Raw genomic sequence first — 25,914 nt, forward strand, 5'->3', positions numbered from 1 at the left:
GCATAACTGGACGATGGGTACGCCAGACTTTACCTTTAATACTGTTTCTAATCTTTCTTTTAATGAATGAAAACTACTCATAATGTACCTCTAAAAGCTTTATGTCTAACTTTAGGGGTGCATTTCACTTAGCATCTCTGGATGCAGAGATACACTAATTTTGCAAGAGATACAAGAAGATAGTCCAAAAAACATGTCATAGGCATCGTCCTCAGCTGGCATCAAAGTCTATCAGCTCCTTGTATGGAATGAGAAATGGATATGAATAGGTTTTGAATGGTATTTCTTTGGATATTCCCGAAAAAACAATTACCTTTGCAAGGATTTTTTAATTCTCATCCATTACATTTTTATATGGGACAAGACATCAGTAATCTCTATCAACTCGACGGACGTGTTCCCGTCGGCAAGGCCGTACCCTTCGGTCTGCAACATGTACTGGCCATGTTTGTCAGTAACATCACCCCTATCATGATTCTGGCAGGTGCTATCGGTATCGATAGTGTCACCAGCAGTATGCTCATTCAAAACTGTATGATTATTGCCGGTATCGGCACGTTGGTACAGCTCTATCCGATATGGCGCATCGGTTCACGGTTGCCTATCGTCATGGGTATTTCATTCACCTTCTTGTCGCTGGCCATCAGCATCGCTGCCACACAAGGCATGGGTACACTGATGGGGGCCGTAATTATCGGTGGATTGGTAGAAGGCACACTCGGCCTGTTTGCACGCTACTGGATTAAACTGATTCCACCTGTGGTGGCAGCAACGGTAGTAACTGCTATTGGATTCTCGTTGCTTCCCATTGGTGCCAACTCGTTTGCCGGAGGACAAGGAGCTGCCGACTTTGGCAGTATCAACAACTGGATTGTGGGCAGCATCACCCTACTCACATGTCTGCTCTGTCAGGTGTTTGCAAAAGGTTTTCTTCGCTCACTATCTGTTTTGGTAGGTCTTGTGGCAGGTTACATCCTTGCCTTGTGCATGGGCATGGTCGATTTCAGTGGCATCGGTAGTCGTCCTATCCTGTCATTGCCCCATCTGTTGCCTTTCACCCCAACCTTCAATATCGGAGCCATTCTGTCTATCGTTGCCGTCTATCTGGTATCTGCTACCGAGACTATTGGTGACACGAGTGCGCTCTGCAATAGTGCTTTGAAACGCGACCCCAACGAGCGTGAGATGGGAGCCGCTGTCAGTTGCGACGGTTTCGTCAGTTCGGTATCGGGACTGTTTGGCTGTACCCCTATCACCTCTTTCTCACAGAATGTAGGATTGGTTGCCATGTCGGGCATTATCAACCGTTTCACCATCGCCACGGGTGCCCTCATCATGATTCTGGGTGGAATATTCCCCATGATAGGTTATGCACTAACCACGATTCCACAATGTGTTTTGGGCGGTTGCACGCTGATGATGTTTGGCAGCATCCTCTATGCTGGCTTCGGCATGATGGGCCGTTGCGGTTCATCTCATCGCAACATGGTCATTGTCAGTCTGTCGCTGAGCGTCGGACTTGGCTTCACCCAAGCCACAGAGATGTTCAACATCTTCCCTGAGATTGTCCGCACCGTATTCGCCAACAACTGTGTGGCAGTGGTGTTCCTATTGGCAGTCATCCTCAATCTCGTATTGCCTAAAGACAAAGCCGAGGCTTAAAAACCCTATATTCTATGCGATTTTCCCCATCCACATGACCGCTTATTGATCATGATGGATGGGGATTTTTTCTCGAATCGGGTGTTAGGATTTAGGAGGAACCTGAGTGTTCTGTTCAGGAAGATGAGCTGTTTGATGTCAAGCGCGCACCACATCTACCACATGACTGCCTGCACCGATGAGATCTGCACGCTCGGAAATACTCTTCTGATAGGCTATGAAATGGGCAAAGGTCTCATCACTCATACGATTGAGTCGTGTACGCATATAATCAGAGGCACCATCAGGCGAGAATATCGTCACTCGTTCCAATCCTGCATTTTCGTCCAATCGATTAATATCCTCCAAACGCACATAGTCATACAGTTCGTCTGCCTGTGCTTGAATGTGGAAATTCTGATCCACTACTCCTCTATCCAATAAGCCTCCTATTCTGTCTTCGTCAAAACAATACGACAGAATGCTATATTCGTTCATCAGATAGGCAACAAAGATCAGACCTCCTGGCTTGGTCACGCGCTTGGCTTCTTTTAATGCTTTCAATTTCTCATCATCACCAATAAGATGATAGAGCGGACCAAGCAGAAGCGTGACATCTGCCGATGCTGTAGGCACAAACGGCATGTGGCGTGCATCGCCCTGCACAACATCAGCTGTTGGTTCCCGTTTCAAAAACACATCAATATTGCGACGCACCAATTCCACAGCTTTCACCTCATAGCCTTCTGCCATGAGTGCCGAGGTGTAACGCCCTGTACCTGCACCAATATCAAGCAAACGATAACCGGGTTTCAGAAATCTGCGCAGATGGTACATGGTGGTTTCAAACTCAACAATACCGTGTCTGCGCAGTAAGCGCAGGTCTTCGGGATGTTTGTTATAATGTTTCTCTATATTGGATAATGCCATAATGCTGTTCTATTACGCTTGTCGAATGAAAGCGCAAAATTATGGGATTATTTTGAGACAGCCAACTATTTACGTGTATTTCTTTCCCTGTACTTGCAATTTCTATAACATGACGAGAAAGATCAAGCCAAGACGTCCCATCTGTAATATTCCATTTATAGAATCGACAGATGGGACTATCTTGAACCAGAATCGGTCAGAAAGCTATGGTAAGTAGCGCATGTCAGCTCACCCGTTTCTTGCGTTCGCAATAGCGTTCACACTGTGCACAGATGTCGTAGCCTAACATGGCTCCTAAGATAAAATCCTCTTCTGGAGAAAGATGACACAACGGTTTTGTGACCATCATACGGATAGCATCCAGACATTCACGTTTGCCAAAGAAGAGATTGAGGCGGTCGTTGCCGATGGGCTGGATGATATAATCAATATCCTCGCTCTTCAGCTTCGACACGGCAAAAGTTTCATACTTTTTGTTGAAGGTGAACAACACCATACGGCGCACACCTTTTTTATACTCATAAATATGGTTCATCAGAACCTTCAGATCTATTGGCATGGTGACTGACTGCATTGTGACTGGAGTTTTGGCCAAATCGCTTATAGGATTTGGAGATTGTTATTGACTATAAAAACGGTTTAATGGCTTCGAGCCATGTATCGATGCGAGTTTCTGTTTTGTCGCTTTCGTTAATATCGTCAAGGGCAAGTCCTAAGAACTTTCCATTCTCTACCGCTTCGCTATCGGAGAAAGAATAATCATCGGTTGGAACTCCTTCGAGCAACGTTGCACCTGCAGCTTTCACTACGTCGGCAATTTCTTTCATACCGCTACAGAACGTATCTGAATAAGAATCGCTGTCTCCACAACCAAACAGGGCAACGGTTTTTCCGGTTAAGTCGGCGCTCTTGAGCGTTTCTACACCAGAATACCAGTCATCCTGCATTTCTCCCACTCCCCATGTGGAAGTACCGAGAATGAGGTTATCGTTGGCTACTACGATATCTGAACTGATATTGGCAACATCTAATGCACCCACGCCGAGCTTGGCGGCTATGGTTTCGGCAATTCCCTGGCATGTACCTGTGGAAGAACCATAAATAACAATTGTCGGTTTCATCTTTTCTGATTTACTATTGCTTGTTGTTGAATCTTGATTGATGCTGCGGGGATCAATCTTCATGAGACAGACACACCCGCAAGAAACGTTTCTTGTTTGCGGTTGCAAAGTTAGAGGTTTTGCGCTTATAGTGCAATACCTAAAAATTGTGGTTCTATTTATTTGGCTTAACGAAAGCGTGAGATTTCTGCTATCAATCATCATAATACACGCCACAACGAACTTATACAACAGACAATATCACTTCATTTCCTGGATGAGCAAAAAATCTGCTTTTCTTCGTATTTCGCTCGCTTAATCGTATCTCTGCATCACGGATGCGAAGTAGTCACGCTCGGAAAAACTCAAATATAATTTGGTTTTTCGCTCGCTTAATCGTACCTCTGCATCACGGATGCGAAGGTACTCACGCTCGGAAAAACTCAAATATAATTTGGTTTTTCGCTCGCTTAATCGTACCTTTGTAATTTGACAAAGACAAAAACGACAAAATGCCAGAAAATACCCGACATAAGATATGAACGTATTTACAAAAATCATAGCCAACGCCCTTGCTTTGCCTGAGCGAGGCGTGGACAATACTATACAACTGCTTGAAGAAAACTGTACCGTTCCTTTCATCAGCCGATACAGAAAGGAACGTACTGGCAACATGGATGAAGTGCAGGTGGCAGATATTGCACTCATGCGCGAAAAACTACAAGATGTGGCTAAACGCAAAGAAACTATCGTGACGACAATAGAGGAGCAAGGAAAAATGACTGATGCGCTACGAAAACGTATTGAGGATTGTTGGAACATGTCGGAACTGGAGGACATTTATCTGCCCTACAAGCCTAAACGTCGCACAAAAGCAGACATCGCACGTGCACAAGGATTAGAACCGCTCGCCAATACCATCATGCTACAACGGGATCCTAACCCGCAGATGACAGCACAGAAATACGTCAAGGGTGATGTGCAGTCTGCCGACGAGGCATTAGAAGGCGCCAAATTTATTATTGCCGAAACGATAAACGAAAACGAGAAGGTGCGCAAAGAGATACGCAACGTATTTCGCCATAACGCAGTCATCACATCGAAGGTTGTGAAGACCAAAGCAGAAGACGAAGGTGCACAGAAATACAGCGACTACTTCGATTTCTCTGAACCTCTGAAGCGTTGTTCCTCACACCGACTTCTCGCCATGCGTCGCGGAGAGAAGGAGGGATTTCTGCGTATCAGTATTTCCGCCGATGACGATGAATGTAAGAACAGAATCCGCAGAATATATGTACAAGGACGAGGCTATTGCAGTCATTTGGTCGGCGAAGCGGCTGACGATGCCTTCAAACGCCTGCTAAAACCATCAATAGAGACAGAATATGCCCTATCAAGCAAACAAGCTGCCGACAACGAAGCTATCAAAGTTTTTGCCGAAAATCTGCGTCAACTTCTCTTGGCTGCACCATTAGGACAAAAACGCGTGATGGGCGTAGATCCCGGATTCCGTACCGGATGCAAAGTTGTCTGCCTTGATGCCCAAGGCACATTACTCCACTTTGAAGCCATCTATCCCCATGCTCCTAAAAACGACCGTCAAGGGGCTGCTCGTCAAGTACTTGACATGGTGAAGAAATACAAGATAGAGGCTATTGCCGTGGGCAACGGTACTGCAAGTCGTGAGACTTCCACATTCTTGAAAGAGATTGGACTTGATACAGATACCAATATCTTTGTAGTGAGTGAAGATGGAGCATCGGTCTATTCGGCATCAGAAGCGGCACGCGAGGAATTCCCCAACGAGGACGTTACCGTGCGCGGAGCCGTATCGATAGGCCGACGACTGATGGATCCGCTTGCCGAACTTGTGAAGATTGACCCCAAAAGTATTGGCGTGGGACAATATCAGCACGATGTGGATCAAGGAGAACTGAAAAAGAGTCTTGATATGGTGGTGGAATCATGCGTTAATACCGTTGGAGTAAACCTCAACACGGCTAGTCGTCACCTCTTAATGTATGTCAGCGGTCTCAATGCCACAACCGCCAAAAATATCGTGGAATATCGTGAAAAGAACGGGGCCTTCAAATCGCGTGCAGAACTCAAGAAAGTTCCACGCCTCGGTCCTGTAGCCTTCGTGCAATGTGCTGGTTTCCTACGCATCCCTGGAGCTAAAAACCCACTCGACAATAGCGCCGTTCATCCCGAAAGCTACGATATTGTGAAAGCAATGGCAAAGGACAAGGGATGTACTGTGGAACAACTTATTGACAACAAAGAACTACAAAGATCAGTTGACCTCAAGAACTACGTTTCCGACACGACCGGTATGCCCACCCTTACCGACATCATGGCAGAACTTCAACGGCCTGGTCGCGACCCACGTGCAGCCGTAGAAGTATTCGAATTTGACTCACGCGTACATGAGATTAATGACCTGCAAGTGGGAATGCTCTTGCCAGGAATAGTGACCAATATCACCAATTTCGGAGCATTTGTAGATATTGGTGTTCATCATGACGGACTGGTACACATCTCACAACTGGCAGACAGATTTGTGAAAGACCCAAATGATGTGGTGAAACTACACCAACATGTAACAGTAAGAGTGACTGAGGTTGATATAAAACGCCAACGCATATCGTTGTCGATGAGAGGTTTATAAACATTTAAAATAACTATGAAAATTACAGTATTCTGCTCTGCCAACGAGCATATAGACCCCGATTTCTTCAGTATGACAGAAGAGTTGGGAAAATGGATGGTAGTCAACCATCACGACCTCATCTTTGGAGGCACCAACCAAGGACTGATGAACTGCATCGCTAAAGCCGTACACGATGGAGGTGGACGGGTCATCGGCGTTGTACCATCACTTGTAGAAAAAGGTGGACGAACATCCGACTATATCGATGTACATATCCCCACAGATAACCTTGCCGACCGCAAGAGTCTGATGATTGACCAATGTGACGTGGTGGTTGCTCTTCCTGGAGGTGTTGGCTCGCTTGACGAAATCTTCTGTGTAGTAGCTTCAAAATGTATCGGATACCATGCTAAGAAAGTCATCCTTTATAATATGAAAGGATTTTGGAACGCACTCATCGCACTCATGGATGACCTCGACCAAAAAGGAATGATTCGCGGAAACTGGCACAATATGATTGAAGTGGCAGACAATTTCGAACAACTCAAACAATTGCTGAACGCAATAAACGACTGATAACACATGAAATCAATAGGTAGCATCATCAAAGGAAAACCTACCATGACGGAAAGAACAGTCTATTCCATGCTGATGATATGTGGCATTTCCCACTTTCTCAACGATATGATCCAGTCAATCATCCCGTCCATCTATCCTATCATCAAAGACAAATTTGACTTCTCCTTCGCACAGATAGGCATCATCACCTTGGTATTCCAAATGACTTCGTCCATCCTACAACCTTTTACTGGCTATTATGCCGACAAGCACCCACGCCCCTACGCCCTGTCGATTGGCATGTGCTTCACATTAACAGGGTTGCTGTTGCTGGCATTTGCAGAAAACTATCTTTTAATCCTTCTGGCAGTAAGCGTGGTAGGCTTTGGCTCATCCATATTCCACCCTACTGCATCACGCGTGGCACAGATGGCTTCAGGCGGCAAGAAAAGTTTGGCACAAGCCATCTTTCAGGTAGGAGGAAACGGCGGTTCTGCCATGGGGCCACTCTTAGCCGCCATCATCATTCTGCCTTTTGGTCAACATGCGATTGCCTATTTTGCTATTGCAGCACTAATTGCCGCTATCATCATGATAAGGCTTGGAACATGGTTTAGAGCGCGACTCGTCTATGCTGTGAAGCATCCGCAAAAGGATACGGGACTGAATACCGACATCTCCAAAAGGGCGAAATACGGAGCACTAACCATCTTGATTCTGCTCGTATTCTCAAAATATTTCTATACTTCCTGTATCACAAGTTACTTCACGTTTTTCCTGATCCACAAGTTCGGCGTCAGCGTACAAACATCACAAATCTGCCTATTCGTTTTCCTGACCGCTTTTGCCATTGGCACATTGGCAGGAGGAATGTTTGGAGACAGATTCGGAAGAAAATACGTGATATGGTTCTCCATCCTCGGTGCAGCACCATTCGCATTAGCCATGCCATTCGCCAATTTCACTTGGACGATAATCTGCGCTTTCCTTTCTGGATTAGTTATTGCATCGGCATTCTCCTCGATTGTGGTTTACGCCACAGATCTGATGCCCGACAAGGTGGGATTGATTGCCGGTATCTTCTTCGGACTGATGTTTGGATTGGGTGGTCTCGGATCTGCCTTCTTTGGATGGTTGGCAGACAAAACAAGCATCGAATTCATTTTCCAGGCAAGTGCCTTCCTACCATTATTGGGCATTATCGCAGGTTTTCTGCCAAACACCCAAAAGAAGGGAGGGCATTAGGCCGAAACACGAGAACCACGACTCACCACATGACGACTATCAACAAACTGTCGATTGGTAGTTTATCTGTTCCCGAAGCCATCCCGAACTCATCCCGAACCTTTTTCGATTGGATCCCAGTTGAAAAAGGTTCGTTCTCGATTATTCTTCAAAAGACAAAGCGAAGGATGAACGAGTTTCTTGAATTCATCAGAGTCATCTCGGACTAAGACGACAAAGAAACAAACATCAAGAATGGGTACATATAAGGGGAAAGGCGATAGTACCCGATGCTCTCCAAATACCGAACCGCTTTGGCTTCATCGGAAATGACAAGTCCACGACTTTCCAACAGAGCCACCAAGTCTGCCTCTGCCATATCATATTTCGTGAAGTGCAGTAATCTTTCCATTAGCGTATTTTGAGAGTGAACGTATATAAACAAAGGCAATGAATTGTGTCTGAGCCACTTGCGTTCTACATGATGGATAAGGCATACGTCGATTTCCTTGCCTTGTATCGCTTTCATAAAGCTGGCGCTTATTGGATTAGCCGCCCCAAAGACAATATGAGGTACGAGGTCACAGACCATCGCCATGACTTTGAGGCAAGCACAGGAATCTGCGGTGACTTTACCATAAAGCTGACTACCCACAAGTCGAAAAGTCCATATTCAATCACTAAAGTAGCTACGTTGATAAGAATCTCAGCTCTCGAAAGAATTGATTTGAGAGACCTCATCACTAAGCCAAAGGACTCAATCATTCAAAACCAAAATGTCAAAGAACTCACTTTATTTGATGAATTTTAATAGCAGTGCGAATTAATCGCATCAGTACTAATTAAGAATTAAGAATGATAAAAGTGACTTTTCAGCCGTGAAAAGTCACTTTTTTCCATTTTGAACGGTGTTTTTCCGTTTTGTCTTTTCTGTTTCCCCTTTTTTCATTAATTTTGCAGCAGAATTTTGTAAATAACTAAAAAAATAAATTAGGAATGAAGAAAATGGTTCTTTCTGTGATATGGCTTGCGATAGCGGGAGTATTCACAATAATGACAATGTCGGCTTGCTCCGACGACGACGAGAACAACAGCACTAATGGTGGTGGCATTACCATCGAAGGTGTTGACCAGGCGGAGTATTTCCGCAAGAACCTTGGAATCTTTGCCGAAAACGACAGCATCCTCCTTCCAATACGAATGACTGTCTTAGACGCGCTCACTCCTACCGTCTATAGCTTCTTTGTAGAAGACATGGAGGAGGCAGAGAGGTTGTTCCTTGCTTGGATTCCCGACAAGGCTCTTGATGGCGTGAGCCGCAACGGCAGCACCATAGTCTATGCTCCGCGCGACGCACAGGGAGCGTCACAGGGTACCATCACTTTCCGCGCTGCCCTGCCAACGGAAACGGCTACGCTTGCCGTGGTTGAGTTCAACGGAGTGAACAAGATGAAAGGCATCGACAAGATAAAGTTCCAGCCTGAGTCGGCGATGCCAGACAATTATGACATTTATCCCAGGCCTCTGACTTTAACTGATATAGAAAATGGCAATTGGTTTTATCGAAAAGTGCCAAAAGAAGAGATTTTTACATGGCATGATGATAAGGAAAAATTGACTATTTACTATACTTACCCCTTAAAAGTACGCTTAAATAAAGTATATAATTATAAAGAAGTTTGGTATTCTCCGTTTTGTTATGTTTGTTTTAGAATTGCAATGGATAATGACCCAAAGTTTAAAGCAGAAGTAATAAAAAGGCTTAGTAAACCTCGAATTGAAGTATTCGTGGGAGGGGGGCCTATATCGTACCCCGGAGGCATACGTACCACTTTCTACTCTTATCTCTGCGGGAGAGATGAATTGGTTTGGGGCAGATTGATTAATAATTTACCTCCATCTGGTGACTATTGGCTTATTCGTTGCTATGCTGTTAAGGATGGTGAAACAGTTAGTATTCCACTGATGAATTAACGTGAACTTGATGAAATATATCTTACCAGGGTCATAGGGACAGTACGTAGGTTCGTTATTTGTCGCGAATCAGTGGTACCTGTCCCTATGACCCTAGGCACTATTTTATAGACAACTTGAAATAATGACATTTTAGTATAATCACAAATGAATGGTATCATAACGAGGAATGTTATCCGTGTAGTTTTTATAGTAGCCATCCTTTTTTCTATTGTAGGGTGTTCGGATAACGATGAAAACAACACTACACCCTCATTGACTTCCACTAATGTGGTGGAGGTCGTTTTCTCGCCATCCGGCTTCGGTGACTTGGGCTATAACGACATCATACTCACGGGACTTGAGGAGTCGCGCAAGCGGCTGGGCTTCGACGTCATGATGCATGTGCCCGCATCGGTGGAGGACGGTATCGCCATCTACAACAAATGGGCGCAGAAGACCGCCAAGGACGAGAGACGGCTGTTCATCTTCGCCAGCAACCAGTATGAGAGTGCCTTGCGTAACTCCTCGGTGCGCCCTTCGGACGCCAACAGCTCAGTGCTGCTCTACGAGACCCACGAACCCATCGACGGTGTATATACCTTCCGCATAGGCATGTATGGCGCGGCATATCTCATCGGTGCATACACAGCCCTAACCAATAAGGATGAATCTGACTACAAGGCAGCCGTGCTTGCCGCCAATCCCTTCGACCGTAATGTTGACGGAGCCGCACAGGGATTCCGCGACGGGTTCATTGAGGCAGGAGGTGCGGATGCCACCATATCTTATATCTCCGACAGGGACGGCGACGGCTACAACATGCCCAATGAAGCATACGCCCTCTGCAACCGCCTATACGAATCAGGCCACACCTTCTTCTTCCCCGTGGCAGGCGGCAGCAACAAGGCTGTATATCAGTTCTCGCGCAACCAAGGTGTCTATACTGCGGGTATCGACGGTGACATGTCTGCCTATTCGGGCCTGATGAACTGTTCGCTCGTCAAGAACATCGGCAGTGCCACCAACGACTTCATCGCCCTGTGGCTTGATAAGAAGGAAATACCCCAACACCAGGATTTCCTCTGGGATTCGGGTTATGTCAACGTCATCTATTGTCACGACTGGAAGGAAACTGACGCACAAGGCATAGAAACATTCAAGAACAATATCTTAGGAAAGGAGACAAAGTATGAAAAGAGCAAGTAACTTCTTTAACTCCCAATTAATAATAATCTTCCTCCTCCTCTCCTCCTGCTCCGACGACAACAACATCGCCACCGACAGTCCTGAGGTCATCTCTAACCGCGAGGTGAAAATAGCCGTGGTGCTCAAGAAGGGCGACCGCCAGGAGCGCGTGCAGCGCATACTCGACATGGCACGCGAGAACATCACAATGGCAAGGGGTGGGGTAGTGCCATCCTACGAATACTACGACGAGGACACCACTGCCCTCGCTTCCTTGGCCGTGGAACTCGCTTCGCGCCAGGATATAGCAGCCGTGGTGGGTTGCTATGACGACCAGCACACCAAGACGCTCGCCTACGAGTGCGCCAAGACCGACAAGACCATGTTCACCTTCAACACCTCGCAGGAGTTAGCGCGCATCTTCGGTCAACACGGCAACTACTGGGGACTCTCCGAGAGTGACATCACGCAGTGCGAGATACTGCTCTCGCTCATGGCTGATGGAGGGGTTCAATTTGATGTAGCCCTGCTTGCCTGCGACAACGACTACGGACAGACCTTCGTGGATTGGTTTGCCTTCCAGGCAGCCGAGATGGGACTTAATCCCGTGGGCCTTGCCACATATAAGGACAAGTCGGAAATCCCCGATGCCTATCTCAAGGCGTGCGCCAATAATCCTACCTTGACATTATGCGTGCCAAACAATGCCGAGGAGGCTTCCATCATGTACGAATGTACCAAGATGGACAACTTCTCCCATTTCTCTGTACCTTTCTTCACCGACCGTGCCTACGAACCCGCCATGCTGAAGAACGAGGGACTTGTGGGACTCAACCTTGTGGCTGACCCCGCTTCGGGCTTTGGCGTGGTGTATAAATCTCGCTTCGGCGAGGCTCCCATCCATGGCGATGCCGAGCTGTATGATGCCATCATGCTCACCTGTCTTGCAAGCCGTTATGACGAAGTGCATAATCTCGACAACCTCAACTATGCCGTCGGCACCCTGCTCTACTACCACTCCGACAGTCAGGGCGGATGGATGTCGGGCAACATGAAGCAGGCTTTCGAGACGATTGCCGAGGGCGGTGTACCCGAGGTGAGCGGTGCCGTGGGCAAGCTCGATTTCGATCCCAAGAACTACACGCTCATCACCCATTCCACCTACGACTTCTGGATGGTGTATGAGGGACAGTTCCTCTCGCTCAACTATATGAAGCGTTCCGAGGGCGAGCACTCCTCGTCTCCCATAGTCAGCTGGGAATGGAACAAGACCTACCAGCAGCAGTTCGACGAGCACATGTCCGACATTGGCTATCCTGCCCTCACGGGCAACAAGGCGGTCATCATTGCCGGTTCGGGCGGTTGGGAGAACTACCGTTTCCAGGCCGATGCGCTCGAATACTACCAGATGCTCCGCAATTCGGGCTATAGCGACGACGACATCATACTCATCATGGCTGACGACCTCGCGCAGAACGCCAACAATCCCGAGAAGGGAGTGGTGCGCCGCTCGGTGGATGGAGACAACCTGTATAAGAACGTTGTCGTTGACTACCGCCTTGAGGACATCACCTACAACGACCTTGCCGTCATCTTCTCGGGCAAGCCCGACGTTGCCCATCCCGAAGTGCTCGACAGTGGCGCAGGCGACAACGTGCTCTTCTTCTGGAGTAGTCACGGCATGCCGGCAGGACTTGCCCTTGGCGACATCGACCTAGTGTCGGGTAAGCAGATGGCGCGCATACTACAGAAGATGAGCGACGAGCAGCGGTTCCGCAAGATGATGTGGATAGTTGAGGCATGCTTTTCAGGCGGAGTGGCAAAGGAGTGCGAGGGCATTCCCGGACTGCTCGTGATGACGGCAGCCAATGCCAACGAGTCGTCGAAGGCCGACCTGTGGTATGCCCCCTATAATGTCTATCTTACCAACCGCTTCACATCGTCCATCATCTCCCGTCTGTATTCCGACCCTGCGACATCTCTCCGCGACCTCTACAACGTGGCGTTCACAGGAACTCTCGGTTCGCACGTCACGATATACAATGCCGACAACTACGGAAACCTCTATCAGAACACAATGAGGGAATTCTTGGGGAAGTAGGAATTAGGGATTAGGTCACTTTTAACTTTATTGACCAACGACTTTCAATGGTATTTCGGCGGCAAAGTTACGAAAAAACATTGAAAGTCGTTGGTCAATAAAGCATCACTTCCGATAGTACTAATAACTCATTCCACTTTTATAATCTACTATATAGCCTTGGCACACCCAATACTGTTCTGACTCATCAAGAGATTCAAAAGCTTCATCTACAGGAGGATCACATTCAGAAATCATTATATCTTTATAAGTTTTATTAATGTAGATTTCGGCTGTTTGAATCATGATTTCGTCTCCCCCAAAGTACTTGCCAGCTTCGATAATAATCTTATGGTCACCCGGGTTGAAATTATCACATACATGATCATTAAATTTTGTACTGAGACTCGTCATGATACAGAAACTCTCGAAAGCATAGTTCGTATAGAAGGTTTTATCACCCATTTTCTCAATAAGTTCCTTTCCTGTAATTAACTTTGGAAGGGCAGCGCTATAATATAGTCTTGTTCCATAAGGATAATCAAAAAAGTCACCTTTCTGTACTTTACCCCAAAACCAATTACCAGATTTAACTTCTTCAAGGGTTAAGTGGTGCGGCACGCCATCGAACACCCCAATATTGTCTGGGTTTGCCGACTCGGGCTGGAACTTTATTTTGTCTATGCCCTTAATCTTGCTTACGTCCTTGAACTCCACTACGGCAAACGTAGCAGTCTCAGATGGCAAGGCTGCACGGAATGTGATAGTGCCTTGCTTTGCACCTTGGGCATCGCGCGGAGTATAGACAATGGTGTTACCGTTGCGGACAACAGCCTTGCGAGCCTCTTGTGGAATCCAAGTGAGGAACAATGTCTCAGCTTCCTTCTCGTCTTCCACAAAATAGCTATACACCGTGGGGGTAAGCTTGTCAATGGCTTTCATTCTGAATGGGGTGCCAAGGATGTCATTCTTGGTAAACGCACCAAGAAACTGACGGAAATACTCAACCTGGTCAACACCGTTAATTGTAATACCGTCACCATTATCTTTCTTGTTGTCATCATCGTCAGAACATGCCGACAATGTCGTAATGGTGCATACGCCTACTATCGCAAGCATAATAACTGAAAAAATAGTCTTCTTCATACTCAAAATTATTAATTAATTCAATATTTCGGCTGTAAAGTTACGAAAAAACATTGGAAGTCGTAGGTCAATAAAGCAAAAATTTTGGTCAATAAAGATAAAAGTGACTTTTTCGCAGCACTTTTAACTTTATTGACCGATGGTTTTCTTTATTGATTAGGTGGTTTGCCCGATGTTTTGTAACTTTGCAGCGATATTTTGAATAATTCACTGAACTTTCGCTTTAATTATTAATTATTTTAATTCCATTCTTAATGACAAGCCCTTTCTCTCTATTCTGCTCTACACCTCTAAGGTCATAGATGCGCTCACTGTCTTTTGTATCTACTATAGCAGATTTCAGAGATGTCGGGGTGGCGATGTTCTTGAATTCCTTCCACACCTCGGCATTGCGGTAGGCCTGCTCCGAGCCTTCGGGCACGATGAGCGTTGCCTGCTCTGTGACAGGCGACTGGAATACCTCCCAAATGATGTTTCGCAGCGATGTGTGCGAGAGGTCGGCTTTCTTCAGGCTTGTGCCGCGGAACACCCAGTTGCCTATGCACTCCAAAGTCTCGGGGAAATCAATCTCCTCCAAGGCAGAGCAAAAATTGAACGTGTAGCTACTTATATTTGCGGAACGTGGTATGCTCACCTCCCTTAGTGATAATGTAAAGTTGTAGGACGCGTAATACGAGGTCGATGTAAACATATTATTCTTATATTTGATAAAATGATGAGGATGGGGGCTTTTGGGTGATGGTTTCATTTTATAGCGCTTTTCTTGCCAAATCAGAGCTCAAGTGCACCTAACTCTGCTCTCTGGCTTTACGAAAACGTGGTGTTAGGCCTACTATTGAGGCCGTGAAGGGTTGTGTTTAGGTGCTTGTAAGTGGATGTTTAGGACGAGTAGAGTGTGTTTTGGGTGGTTGTTGGGCAGTATGGTAGTGAGGTGTTTTTAGAGCCTGTGAGGGGCTTTTGATGTGGGAGGGTGGAATGTGCAGAATGGGTGGAAAAGGCTTGATTCGCCGTGAGAATGCCTGGGTGGGGCCGAAAGTGCTGCTATCTGCCTCGCAGGAGCATGGTGAATGGCAGCATGCTGGTTTGTGGTTGCAGAAGGGTATTCTGCCAGCCATGACGGAGGCAAATCGTCGAGTTGCCGATAGTTTCTCGTCGGCATCTCGATCGACGTTCGTTGCTCTTTCGTTCGTTTTTTGCTTGTTCCTCGTTCGGTCCTCGATAGGTCTTCGATAGACTAACGAATAACCAACGAGAGACGAACGAGAGACGAACGAGGACCTAACGAGAAGTTAACGGGAACCGAACGAGAAGCGATCGGGAAACCGTGGTCTCTCTGTCGGGACCGGATGGTGTGTTGAATTACTTGTTTTGTAAACATAAGTGGCTTTTTAGTTGTAAATTATTTGTTTAACTTTTGATTTGAAGGTTTCTTTCTTGTTTTGGAAATCATCCTCGGCTTGAAATACAAATATACAACATGGCACCCACGGAATGCAAGAGTTTTGGCACTTTTTATATCGCCTATTAATTATATTTAACTAAAACCAGTATTGGTTTAACTTAAATTATAATACTTTATGCTGATTTAGCTGGATGAGTTTGGGTTGCTTCGCAAGAAATCTTTGGAGGAAATCTTTGATAAAATATGGCCTATGGCCAGAAATATTACGGATTTACAGAACCACGGAACTACGGATCTACAACACCCGAGCACCAACGCAAAAAATCCGTGTCATTCGATTTCCGACATTAAAAGGGGCTGCACACGGAGGTTCTGATAAAATAAAAGCGGCACTTTCTTGATGATGGAAAAGTGCCGCGGTGTTTGTTAATATCGCAAAGTCTTATTGATGCTGGCTGCGCAATAAGTCGTTGACGGTCTTTACAGGATTAAAAGTGCCAAGAGGAACTTCCACAAAGATTGTATTCCAATTGCTCATGGCACCATTCCAAAGGCCTGGGAGCTCAAGTGCCTGAAGCGGTTTTCCGTCTTTGGATTTCTGTGAGATGAATCCTGTGGTAGGATCTACAAAGTCGGGCAGATTGAAAGGCTTGTCCTGATAGTCTTTCACGGCGCAGACCAAATCGACTGGATTGAAATGTGTTCCCTTGGTAAACATTTCCATATAAGCGGTATTTGATTTGTCTATCTGTGAACTTTCCAGAATTTGCAGCGAAACGGTTCCGTCTTGGTTGTAGGTGAGGAAAGGACCACCTCCCGGTTCGCCTACATTTTTCACGACGCCACACACGCGCATGGGACGGTTGAGCTTCTTTTTGAGGTACATTACCAGTTCTGCATCTTCCAGTTCCTTGATGTTGTTTTTGCGGCAGCAAAGATCTTGTTGGACGAAACGGATGATTTCTTCAATCTGCTGGTGGTTGTAACAACCGGTTTCAAGCAGCTGTAGATAGTCGAAAGCGCGTTTCTGGAGCGTTACCAATACTCCTGCAATGATTTGTTTCCATTCCACTGTTTCGTCTTTCAGTCGGTCTGGAACTACATTATCTATGTTTTTGACGAATATGACATCGGCGCTGATCTCGTTCAGATTCTCGATAAGTGCGCCATGGCCTCCGGGACGGAACAACAGAGATCCGTCTTGGTTGCGGAACGGGGTACCGTCAGGATTGGCTGCAATGGTGTCGGTAGAAGGTTTTTGCTCTGAGAAACTGATGTCATAGCGGATTCCATATTTCTTTGCAAAAGAATCGGCTTTCATGGCTACGCGCTGTTTGAAGTAGTCCATGTGCTCATGGCTCACCGTGAAATGTACGTGAGCCTCGTTGTTAGAGGCAGCGTAGAGGGCACCTTCCACAAGATGCTCTTCCATTGGTGTGCGTGCTCCTTCCGGATAGTTGTGGAACAGCAGCATACCTTTTGGCAGTTGTCCGTAGTTGAGGCCTTCCGGTTTGAGCATATTTTCTACTACAGCTTTGTATTGTCCATCGGCTATGAGTTGGCTGATGCCTTTTCCATTGTTCTTGCGGCAGGCAGCATCAAGTTCGTTGTAGAAGGCGAAGTGGCTGATGTTGTCGAAGAATTTTTTCTCAAAGTCTGTTGTGGGGATATCATAGTCGGCATCGACAAAGGCAAACATGTCTTTGAACATACGGCTTGCGGCTCCAGAGGCAGGTACGAATTTGACTACTCTGTGGCCTGCTTTCTTGTAGCTTTCCCATGCCTCTATATATTTCTTCCGGTCAGCATCGCTGGGTGCCATGATACCATGCTGAATGCTAGCAGCAGCTTCAAGCTTCAGAAAAGGGAACCCTTTTTTGAATAGTTCAAGTTGTTTCTCTACTTGTGCTTCGTTGATTCCTTTTTGGGAAATCTGTTTTAGATCTTCTTGTGAATATTCCATAATATATAGGATTGTTAGTATTGAATTTGTTTTGATGCAAAGATAGGAATTATATTGCACACCACCAAAAAAGAATGATAAAAATATTTGGCTGTTTCGGTAAAATCAACTAATTTCGCATTTCATTTATAAAAACTTAATAGAACGGAAATATGATAGAAACAGGAATGAAACATACCAGTGAGCTGGTTGTTGACGAAAATGTAACAGCGAAGAAGATAGGTTCTGGAGATATGGAGGTATTGGCGACTCCAGCCATGATGGCGCTTATGGAAAATGCCGCCATGCTGGCTGTTGCTGATGTGTTGCCGGAGGGCAGTACTACAGTAGGCGGTCATATTGAATCTTCGCATCTTCGGCCGACAAAAATCGGCGAAACCGTAACGGCTACGGCAGAGGTGACCAAAGTAGATGGTCGGAAAATAGAATATGCTGTGAAAGCATTCTGCGGCGAACAATTGCTTGGTGAGGGCACTCATCTTCGCTTTGTTGTGGACCGGGAGAAATTCCTCTCAAAGCTGTAAGTCCATACGTCAAGAAAAAAAGAGAATCTCTATTCAAATTCAGAGATTCTCTTTTTGTTTATTGCATTATTTACCTAAATTTACCTTTCTTCAAAATATCAGAAAGGTGGTGATGATAGCCTGATGATGTTATTCTTGCATGAGAAATGATTTGAAATCTGCGAAATCTTTCGTCATGGGAATGCTCTTCTTTTCGCCTTTCATAAATGCAGCAAGACGTTCTGGAATGGTGATGTCGGTATGGAGGATGGCATCGACCTTCTCTTTGAACTTAGCAGGATGTGCTGTTTCCAAGAATACGCCAACCTCTCCAGGTTGCAATCCTTCCTTGAGTGCACGGTAACCACAGGCTCCGTGCGGATCCAACGTGTAACCATTATCCCGATAGCATTGTGTCATCGTCTCTTTGATTTGTTCGTCGGAATAGGTGGCACCGCTGATGTCTTGGCAGATATCCTGATGACTTCCCTTATAAAGGTCATAGATGCGTGCGAAGTTTGAGGGATCGCCCACATCCATCGCATTGGCCAAGGTCTGTACGCTGGTTTTTGGTTCGTATTTGCCAGTACAGAGATATTTATAGAAGATATCGTTGGCATTGTTGGCTGCGATAAAACGGCTGATGGGGAGACCCATCTTTTTGCCGAAGAGGGCAGAGCAGATATTGCCGAAGTTGCCACTGGGAACACAAGCCACCAGTTTATCAGCAAGTCCGCGCTCCTTCATGCGTGCATAGGCATTGAAATAGTAGAACGACTGTGGCAGAAAGCGCGCAACATTGATAGAGTTTGCCGATGTGAGGCGCATGTGCGCGTTGAGTTCCTGATCCATAAAAGCTGCTTTCACCAACGCCTGACAGTCATCAAAGACTCCATCAACTTCAATGGCTGTGATGTTCTGTCCCAAGGTCGTAAACTGTGACTCTTGTATTTTGCTGACCTTGCCTTTTGGATAAAGAACATAGACATGAATACCTTCAACACCGAGGAATCCGTTGGCAACGGCACTACCCGTGTCTCCACTGGTTGCCACGAGAACATTCACGCGGCCTTTCTTTTCTTTGCTGATGAAATACTGTAACAGACGAGCCATGAAACGTGCACCTACATCTTTGAATGCAAGAGTGGGACCATGGAAGAGTTCGAGCGAGTAGATGGTCGGTTCAACCTCTACCACAGGACAGTCAAAGGCTAAAGTATCATACACAATCTTCTTCAGCGCATCCGCCTCCACATCCTCACCGAAGAAGGCATCGGCAACAGTATAGGCGATTTCCTGAAATGAAAGTGTCTCGATATGGTCGAAAAACGACTGTGGTAATGCCTTGATCTTTTCAGGCATGTATAGACCTTTATCTTCTGCCAGACCTTTTACTACAGCCTTATGCAAGTCTGCGTTTGGCGTTTTTCCGTTTGTACTGTAATATTTCATTATATTTTCATCAGTTGGTTCATAAATTCATTGAGTTTCAACATCCCATAACTGCCGCTTACGCAACTCACCTCATCATAGTGTTCTACTGCGTCAGCCTCGATGCCAGGATGCCAGATCAGGAAGGGGACAGGTTCATCGACATGGATGCGCATTTCCACGGGAGTAGGGTGGTCGGGGAGGATAGCGATGCATACGGGTTCGTTCATTTGACATACGGCTTCATAAACGGGTTTGATAAGCCGTTTGTCAAGATAGTCAATGGCCCGCAGTTTCAGTTCGAGGTCGCCATCATGACCAGCTTCGTCAGTAGCCTCTACATGAACAAATACGAAGTCATCGTGTTGCAAGGCTTCAATAGCAGCCTGTGCCTTACCTTCGTAGTTGGTATTTGCCAAACCAGTAGCACCTTCTACGTTGACGATTTCCAGTCCGGCATAATGTCCTATGCCTCTGATCAGGTCAACGGCAGAAATCACGGTACCGCTCTTAACCTGTGGGTAGAGTTGTGTGAGTGGCTGCATGGAAGGTCGGTATCCACCGCCCCATGGCCAAATACTATTGGCCTGTCGTTCACCTTTTGCCGCCCTGTTGCGATTGAAAGGATGTGCGGACAGAATCTGCTGGGATTCTATGATGAGTCTGTTGATGAGTTCTGCCGTTTCCTCTGCAGTCATTCTTCCTGGTTCAACAGGTGCGTTGTCTTCTGCCTTCACCAATAGTTTCTCCCATGGTTCATTGGGATGGTCGTGTGGGGGAGCACAGACAACATGTTTTGAACCACCACGAATGACGAGCAGGTGACGGTATTGAATGCCAGTGATAAAGCGCACACGGTCATCTCCCAGGTATTTGTTGAGCTCTTGTATCAACACATCTGCATCAGCCGTTTCAAGGTTTCCGCCATTGTGTGTGATGATATTCCCATCCGCCAGCGAGATGATGTTGCACCGTAGCGCCAAGTCATCGGGATGCAGTTCATATCCGATAGAAGCAGCCTCAAGCGGGCCACGTCCTTCATATACCTTGTTGAGGTCGTATCCGAGAATGGACGTATTAGCTACTTCGCTACCCGGAGCAAATCCACTTGGGATGGTTTGCAGTCTTCCTGTCCGTCCCATTTTAGCCAAGCGGTTCATGTATTCAGGGCGTGCATATTCCAAGAGTGTTTTTCCACCAAGTCTTTCAACGGGGTGGTCAGCCATTCCGTCGCCCAATATGATGATATGTTTCAATGTGATTATATATTAGCAATTGACATGATGTTAGCAAACACACCTGCTGCAGTTACACCTGCACCAGCTCCATAACCCTGTATGAGCATGGGGTATTCTTTGTATCGTTCTGTCGTCAGCAGGACGATGTTGTTTGATCCTTCAAGACCATAGAAAGGATGATGTTCGCTGACGGCCTCCAACGACACTTTTGTCTTGCCCTTCTCCATGCTCGCCACAAAGCGCCAGCGTTTCTTCTCTTTTTCCAATATTTCACGGCGGCGCTCAAAGTCAGCATCAAGTGACGGTAGGCGCTTCCAGAAATCCTCCAGACTACCCTCGAAGAAATCATCTGGCATGAACAACTGTTTCACGACGTCGCTTTGTTCTACTCTATATCCTGCTTCGCGAGTAAGGATGACCAACTTACGGATAACATCCTTACCGCACAGGTCGATACGTGGGTCCGGTTCTGAATAGCCTTCCTCTTTGGCAAGTCTGACTGTTTCAGAGAAAGGTACGTCGGCTGCTATTGTATTGAAGATATAGTTAAGCGTACCAGATAATACCGCTTCGATTTTAAGGATCTTGTCGCCTGAATTTCTCAAGTCGTTGATGGTGCCAATGATAGGCAGTCCTGCGCCCACATTGGTTTCGAAGAGAAATTTCACGCCACGGCGCAGCGCAGTTTCTTTGAGTTTCGCATATTTTTCATACTCCGCAGAGGCAGCAATTTTGTTGGCTGTTACGACTGAAATATTGTGCTCCAGAAACGTCTGGTACAGTTCTGCCACTTCGCTGCTGGCTGTGCAGTCAACGAATACGGAATTGAAGATATTCATGCCCACCACTTCCTTGCACATTTTTGAAATGTTGCTGGGCTCCGACGCTTTCAGTTGCTCTTTGTAGTTGTTCAGGTCAAGGCCTTCTCGGTTGAAGATGGCATTGTGTGAACTGGCGATACCCACTACGTTAAGTTTCAGTTGGCGTGTATCGGCGAGTTCCTGATATTGTGATGCAATCTGTTGCAGGAGGTTACCTCCGACGGTTCCCACACCACACACAAACAAGTTGAGTACTTTGTATTCCGACAAGAAGAACGAGTCGTGCAGTACGTTGAGGGATTTACGCAGATATTTTGAGTGGACAACAAACGAGATGTTTGTTTCGGATGCACCCTGTGCACAGGCGATGACGGATATTCCGCTTCGTCCCAATGTACCGAAGAGTTTACCGGCAATACCAGGTGTATGTTTCATGTTTTCGCCCACGATAGCGATTGTAGCCAATCCGCTTTCAGCGTGCATGGGGAACATAGCTCCTGTTTTGATTTCTTTTGCAAATTCCTCGTTGAGTGTTTCAACGGCTTTGTCAGCATCCTCATCGCGCACACCTATTGACGTAGAGTTCTCAGACGATGCCTGCGACACCATGAATACCGAGATACCATTGTTTGCCAATGCTGTGAAGATGCGTCTGTTGACACCAATCACACCGACCATTGACAGGCCGGTAACGGTGATGAGTGTTGTTCCTTTGATGCTTGAAATACCCTTGATGGGTTTGCGGTCGTTTTCAATCTTGTCTTTGATGATCGTTCCGGGATCAGAGGGGTTGAATGTGTTTTTGACCTTGATAGGAATGTTTTTGACGCAAACCGGATATATGGTAGGAGGATATACGACTTTAGCTCCGAAGTTGCACAATTCCATCGCCTCGATGTAGGACAATTCGTTGATGGTATAAGCCGACTTGATGACGCGTGGGTCGGCTGTCATGAATCCGTTGACGTCAGTCCATATTTCCAACACGTCAGCATCGAGTGCTGCTGCGATAATAGAAGCGGTATAGTCGCTTCCGCCTCGTCCCAGATTGGTTGTCTCGTTGGTGTCTCTGTCTCTGCTGATGAAACCGGGCACCACAGGAACTGTCGTATTGAAGTCGATAGTAGCGAAAGTATCTTTCACCAGTTGGTTGGTGAGTTTGGTGTCGAGTGTATGTTTACCCTGTTTGTTGATGGTCTTGATGAAGTCGCGTGAATTCATTCGCTTACCGTTTTTGATAAGCGTCCCTACGATATGCGAGCTCAGGCGTTCTCCATAACTGACTATTGTGGCCTGCGTTTTTGCGCTGAGGTCATGTATGAGGAATACGCCATAGTAGATGGATCGCAACTGATCGAAGAGGTCGTTGAGTGTGCCGAGCAGCGCTTTTTTCGCCGTTTCGTCTTTGATGATGTTTTCCACCATGTGATGATGGCGTTTAACGATGTTTTCAAACTCCTCTTTATATTGTTCGTCACCGGTTAGTGCCTGTTGTGAAATGGCAATCAGTTTGTCTGTGATGCCTCCTAAAGCGCTGACCACGACAATGACGGGTTGGGTCTCTGACTCAACGATACTTTTCAAACTGAGAATACTCTCTATAGAACCGACGGAAGTGCCGCCAAACTTTAATACTTTCATACAGTATGCAAAAGTACGAAAAATCTCACAAATGCAAGCAAAAAAAAAGGAAAATCGTGAGATTTATTACCGATAGTGCAATAATTTGAGCCATTTTGTCGTTTAATAGGGTAGTATGAAGATTACCAGAAGAAACAGTGGCATTTCGCCATTCCGTCATATTTTAATGGTCACCGGCCTTTTTGGTGGCGTTCAGGCGGTTAATGTTGTCGCTTCACTTATCCGCAATAAGTGTGCGGCCTTGTTTCTTGGCCCTGACGGTGTAGGTGCTCTTTCGTTGCTCAATACGTTGGTCAATATGTTGGTCCAGCTTTGTGGCATGGGTGTGTCGTTGAGTGGCGTCCGTCGTTTGTCGTCGGCTTTTGACGAAGGGAATGTGCAACGCATTCGGAGCGTATGGTCTGTACGGTTGTTGACGATATCCGGCGGATCGTTAGGGTTGGTTGTCTGCGGTCTGATGGGGCATTGGCTGTTGTCGCCAGCAGTCTTGTTGATGATCGTCTGTTCAGGTGAGTTGGCAATCCTCAAAGCCGCCCGTCGCCTTCGTTGGTTGGCCTTGTCGCAGATCGTCTCCGTATTGTCGAGTCTCTTGCTGACCGTACCTCTATATATATATTATGGAGCGTCATCCATCGTAGCGGTAGTGGTTTTAACAGCATTAGCAGCCCTGTTGCCCGTACTTTTTTGTTCGTTGCGCGTATGTCCGTTGCAGTTTCCAAAAGGCAATACCCTGTTTCCCTTGTCAGAAATGCGCTACATGCTTCGTTTAGGAATGGCCTTTACCTTGGCAGCTGTAATAGGTGCAGCATCAGAATATGGTATTCGTGTGTGGCTTCAAGGCGAAGCATCTTCGCAGGTGGTAGGATGGTTTAGTTCAGCCCAATTGCTTACAGCAGGTTATATGGCCATTTTGTTTTCCGCTTTAGAACAGGATTACATGCCTCGTCTGTCAGCAACCTCTGACCATCGTGCGGCTTCAGGAATAGTGCGCCGTCAGTTGTTGGTGTTGACCGGTTTGACAATTCCGTTAGTCTTGATCGTTATGGTGTTGTTGCCGTGGTTAGTACCATTGTTGCTTTCTTCATCGTTTCTGCCTATTGTTCCTCTTGCCCGTTGGTGGGCAGGCGCGATGATACTTAAGTCGGCAACACTTCCTGTTGCTTATCTCACCTTAGCGCGAGGCCGTTCGCTTGACTATCTTCTTTTGGAGACGGTCTATTATGTGTTTTTTGTGATTTCAGTTATTGTCGGATGGCATTATTCCGGACTTTCGGGTGTGGGTGTCGGAATCTTTATAGCCCATGTTTTCGACTTATTGCTCATCCATATTTATGCCAGAAATCAGTTTGACTTCCGGCTTTAGAAGCGGAAGTCAAGCTGAAGATCTACAAAATTGTAGTTGTGTTTGTCAGGATTGACAATCGTTCTGTCGTTGACGCGGGCATATTCCATGTTGACCTGCAGGTTTTTGCAGAAAACATAGTTCATACCCATTTCGTACATGGTTTTTGACGAACTCCATGATTTATCCTGTCGGTACATATTGTATCGTGCTTTGGCATAGAGTTTCTTGGGAATAACAGGTGCAATACCGAATGCGTAGAGACCGTCGGCTTTATCGCCAAGGTTTTTGCCAGGAGCCGCTGCACCCTGACTGTGGATGTATTCTGACCGGAAAGTCCAGTCGTTCTTGCTGTATTCAGCCGATAGCGCATAACGGTTTTTTGTGCCTACGCCCGCTCTGCTTCCAGTCCATCCGAAAGCACCTATGCGAAGCCCTTCAACCGGCATCAGCCAAAGTCCTCCGATAATATCTTTTCTGTTGTCAGCATCTTTTGTGTTGATACCTTCGCCATTATATACTCCCACCTGATAGTGTAACAGATAGCGTCCGGCTTTGTTTTTTAGCAAATCACCCTGCAGTTGGACGCCGATGTCACGTCCTCCTGCCGATTTCTCTCCCGTCCGGTCTCCGTAGCCCACGAGGTTGTTGATGACGAGGGCATAGGAGTAGAAACCTTGGTCGATGGGGTTTGTAGGACTTTCAAAGGTGAAAGCACGTTTGAATTGTCCTGCTTTGACTCGTATTTCTCTGTATTTCTGCCATTCCGCATAGAGGTCAACAAGAAAGGCAGACGATCCGCTTCCTTGGAATTGTGCACGCCATGCCACGTCGCCGATTTTTCCATCGAGCATGAGCCTTAGCAGTCTGATGTTGAAGGTGTTTGAAGCATTCTTTTCTGTGATGATGTTTCCCTCTTCATCTGTTGTTGTGCGGTAGGGGTCTTGAGCCTGATACTGCAACATTCCATATCCGCTGAGTTTGATGTCTTTGACCCATTGTGGAAGTTCTACGGAAACGGTTTTCTTTTCCTGTTTGTTTTCCTGTGCTTTGATGCCGAGTACGAACAACGAGGCTGTGAGAAGCAAAACGATTTTTCTCAT

21 protein-coding genes are annotated in these 25,914 nt (G+C 46.4%); 10 read left to right on the forward strand and 11 right to left on the reverse strand.

Translation table 11 applies throughout. The features are described 5' to 3' along the window. The first annotated feature begins 354 nt into the window (after positions 1-354). The gene (locus CIK89_RS05370; protein WP_094390374.1) at positions 355-1,662 is read left to right on the forward strand and encodes a nucleobase:cation symporter-2 family protein; all 1,308 of its coding nucleotides are present in this window, start codon (positions 355-357) and stop codon (positions 1,660-1,662) included. Positions 1,663-1,800: 138 nt separating this feature from the next. Here the strand turns inward: CIK89_RS05370 and CIK89_RS05375 are convergent, their stop codons facing one another. The 3 genes from CIK89_RS05375 to fldA form a co-directional block, all read right to left on the reverse strand. Continuing rightward, the gene (locus CIK89_RS05375; protein WP_094390375.1) at positions 1,801-2,571 is read right to left on the reverse strand and encodes a bifunctional 2-polyprenyl-6-hydroxyphenol methylase/3-demethylubiquinol 3-O-methyltransferase UbiG; all 771 of its coding nucleotides are present in this window, start codon (positions 2,569-2,571) and stop codon (positions 1,801-1,803) included. Between the two features lie 223 nt (positions 2,572-2,794). Beyond that, positions 2,795-3,130, reverse strand: a complete 336-nt coding sequence (locus tag CIK89_RS05380) for a DUF2023 family protein (RefSeq protein ID WP_254046621.1) — start codon at positions 3,128-3,130, stop codon at positions 2,795-2,797. A gap of 67 nt (positions 3,131-3,197) precedes the next feature. Beyond that, on the reverse strand, positions 3,198-3,692 hold the full coding sequence (gene fldA / locus CIK89_RS05385) for a flavodoxin FldA (RefSeq protein ID WP_094390429.1): 495 nt from the start codon (positions 3,690-3,692) through the stop codon (positions 3,198-3,200). Positions 3,693-4,209: 517 nt separating this feature from the next. On the opposite strand from fldA, the gene CIK89_RS05390 reads away from it, so the two are divergent. Genes CIK89_RS05390 through CIK89_RS05400 form a run of 3 tightly spaced genes read left to right on the forward strand, consistent with a single transcriptional unit; the run spans position 4,210 to position 8,124 of the window. Next, the gene (locus CIK89_RS05390; protein WP_094390377.1) at positions 4,210-6,339 is read left to right on the forward strand and encodes a Tex family protein; all 2,130 of its coding nucleotides are present in this window, start codon (positions 4,210-4,212) and stop codon (positions 6,337-6,339) included. 15 nt (positions 6,340-6,354) lie between these two features. Beyond that, positions 6,355-6,897 carry a TIGR00730 family Rossman fold protein gene (locus CIK89_RS05395; RefSeq protein ID WP_094390378.1) on the forward strand — a complete coding sequence of 181 codons (543 nt, stop codon included), beginning with the start codon at positions 6,355-6,357 and terminating at the stop codon, positions 6,895-6,897. 6 nt (positions 6,898-6,903) lie between these two features. After that, the gene (locus CIK89_RS05400) at positions 6,904-8,124 is read left to right on the forward strand and encodes an MFS transporter (protein WP_094390379.1); all 1,221 of its coding nucleotides are present in this window, start codon (positions 6,904-6,906) and stop codon (positions 8,122-8,124) included. 205 nt (positions 8,125-8,329) lie between these two features. Here CIK89_RS05400 and CIK89_RS05405 read toward each other — a convergent pair whose 3' ends face one another. After that, positions 8,330-8,515: a hypothetical protein gene (locus tag CIK89_RS05405; protein ID WP_094390380.1), complete on the reverse strand. Its 186-nt coding sequence runs from the start codon at positions 8,513-8,515 to the stop codon at positions 8,330-8,332. Between the two features lie 45 nt (positions 8,516-8,560). Between CIK89_RS05405 and CIK89_RS05410 the strand changes: the two genes are divergently transcribed. From CIK89_RS05410 to CIK89_RS05425, 4 genes are all read left to right on the forward strand, one after another. Then, on the forward strand, positions 8,561-8,914 hold the full coding sequence (locus CIK89_RS05410) for a hypothetical protein (RefSeq protein WP_254046622.1): 354 nt from the start codon (positions 8,561-8,563) through the stop codon (positions 8,912-8,914). 242 nt (positions 8,915-9,156) lie between these two features. Beyond that, on the forward strand, positions 9,157-10,077 hold the full coding sequence (locus CIK89_RS05415; protein WP_144007356.1) for a hypothetical protein: 921 nt from the start codon (positions 9,157-9,159) through the stop codon (positions 10,075-10,077). Between the two features lie 147 nt (positions 10,078-10,224). Further along, entirely contained in the window at positions 10,225-11,265 is a 1,041-nt protein-coding gene (locus CIK89_RS05420) for a BMP family ABC transporter substrate-binding protein (RefSeq protein ID WP_094390382.1), read from the forward strand. Beyond that, positions 11,249-13,345: a C13 family peptidase gene (locus CIK89_RS05425; protein ID WP_094390383.1), complete on the forward strand. Its 2,097-nt coding sequence runs from the start codon at positions 11,249-11,251 to the stop codon at positions 13,343-13,345. Before CIK89_RS05420 ends, CIK89_RS05425 begins: the two co-directional genes overlap by 17 nt. A 120-nt stretch (positions 13,346-13,465) precedes the next feature. Here the strand turns inward: CIK89_RS05425 and CIK89_RS05430 are convergent, their stop codons facing one another. The 3 genes from CIK89_RS05430 to CIK89_RS05445 all read right to left on the reverse strand — a co-directional run bounded on the left by CIK89_RS05430 (position 13,466) and on the right by CIK89_RS05445 (position 17,835). Next, positions 13,466-14,470 (reverse strand): hypothetical protein, encoded by a 1,005-nt coding sequence (locus tag CIK89_RS05430; RefSeq protein WP_094390384.1) that lies wholly within the window; start codon positions 14,468-14,470, stop codon positions 13,466-13,468. Between the two features lie 223 nt (positions 14,471-14,693). Then, entirely contained in the window at positions 14,694-15,161 is a 468-nt protein-coding gene (locus CIK89_RS05435) for a leucine-rich repeat protein (RefSeq protein ID WP_158214975.1), read from the reverse strand. Between the two features lie 1,153 nt (positions 15,162-16,314). Further along, positions 16,315-17,835: a DUF4301 family protein gene (locus tag CIK89_RS05445; protein ID WP_094390387.1), complete on the reverse strand. Its 1,521-nt coding sequence runs from the start codon at positions 17,833-17,835 to the stop codon at positions 16,315-16,317. Between the two features lie 152 nt (positions 17,836-17,987). Here CIK89_RS05445 and CIK89_RS05450 point away from each other — a divergent pair, with 152 nt between their 5' ends. Then, positions 17,988-18,359, forward strand: coding sequence for a thioesterase family protein (locus CIK89_RS05450; RefSeq protein WP_094390388.1), 372 nt, complete (start codon positions 17,988-17,990; stop codon positions 18,357-18,359). Positions 18,360-18,488: 129 nt separating this feature from the next. Here CIK89_RS05450 and thrC read toward each other — a convergent pair whose 3' ends face one another. From thrC to thrA, 3 genes are read right to left on the reverse strand one after another with little or no spacing between them, the layout of a single operon-like run. After that, entirely contained in the window at positions 18,489-19,790 is a 1,302-nt protein-coding gene (gene thrC, locus CIK89_RS05455; RefSeq protein WP_094390389.1) for a threonine synthase, read from the reverse strand. Next, entirely contained in the window at positions 19,790-21,025 is a 1,236-nt protein-coding gene (locus tag CIK89_RS05460; RefSeq protein WP_094390390.1) for a cofactor-independent phosphoglycerate mutase, read from the reverse strand. Before CIK89_RS05460 ends, thrC begins: the two co-directional genes overlap by 1 nt. A 5-nt stretch (positions 21,026-21,030) precedes the next feature. After that, on the reverse strand, positions 21,031-23,469 hold the full coding sequence (gene thrA, locus CIK89_RS05465) for a bifunctional aspartate kinase/homoserine dehydrogenase I (protein ID WP_094390391.1): 2,439 nt from the start codon (positions 23,467-23,469) through the stop codon (positions 21,031-21,033). Positions 23,470-23,584: 115 nt separating this feature from the next. Here thrA and CIK89_RS05470 point away from each other — a divergent pair, with 115 nt between their 5' ends. Continuing rightward, positions 23,585-24,832, forward strand: a complete 1,248-nt coding sequence (locus CIK89_RS05470) for an oligosaccharide flippase family protein (protein WP_094390392.1) — start codon at positions 23,585-23,587, stop codon at positions 24,830-24,832. Here CIK89_RS05470 and CIK89_RS05475 read toward each other — a convergent pair. Further along, complete coding sequence (locus tag CIK89_RS05475; protein WP_144007357.1) at positions 24,829-25,914, reverse strand: porin; 1,086 nt, start codon at positions 25,912-25,914, stop codon at positions 24,829-24,831. The two genes, CIK89_RS05470 and CIK89_RS05475, sit on opposite strands and share 4 nt — an antisense overlap.

The organism is Prevotella sp. P4-119 (assembly GCF_002251345.1).
Classification (GTDB): domain Bacteria; phylum Bacteroidota; class Bacteroidia; order Bacteroidales; family Bacteroidaceae; genus Prevotella.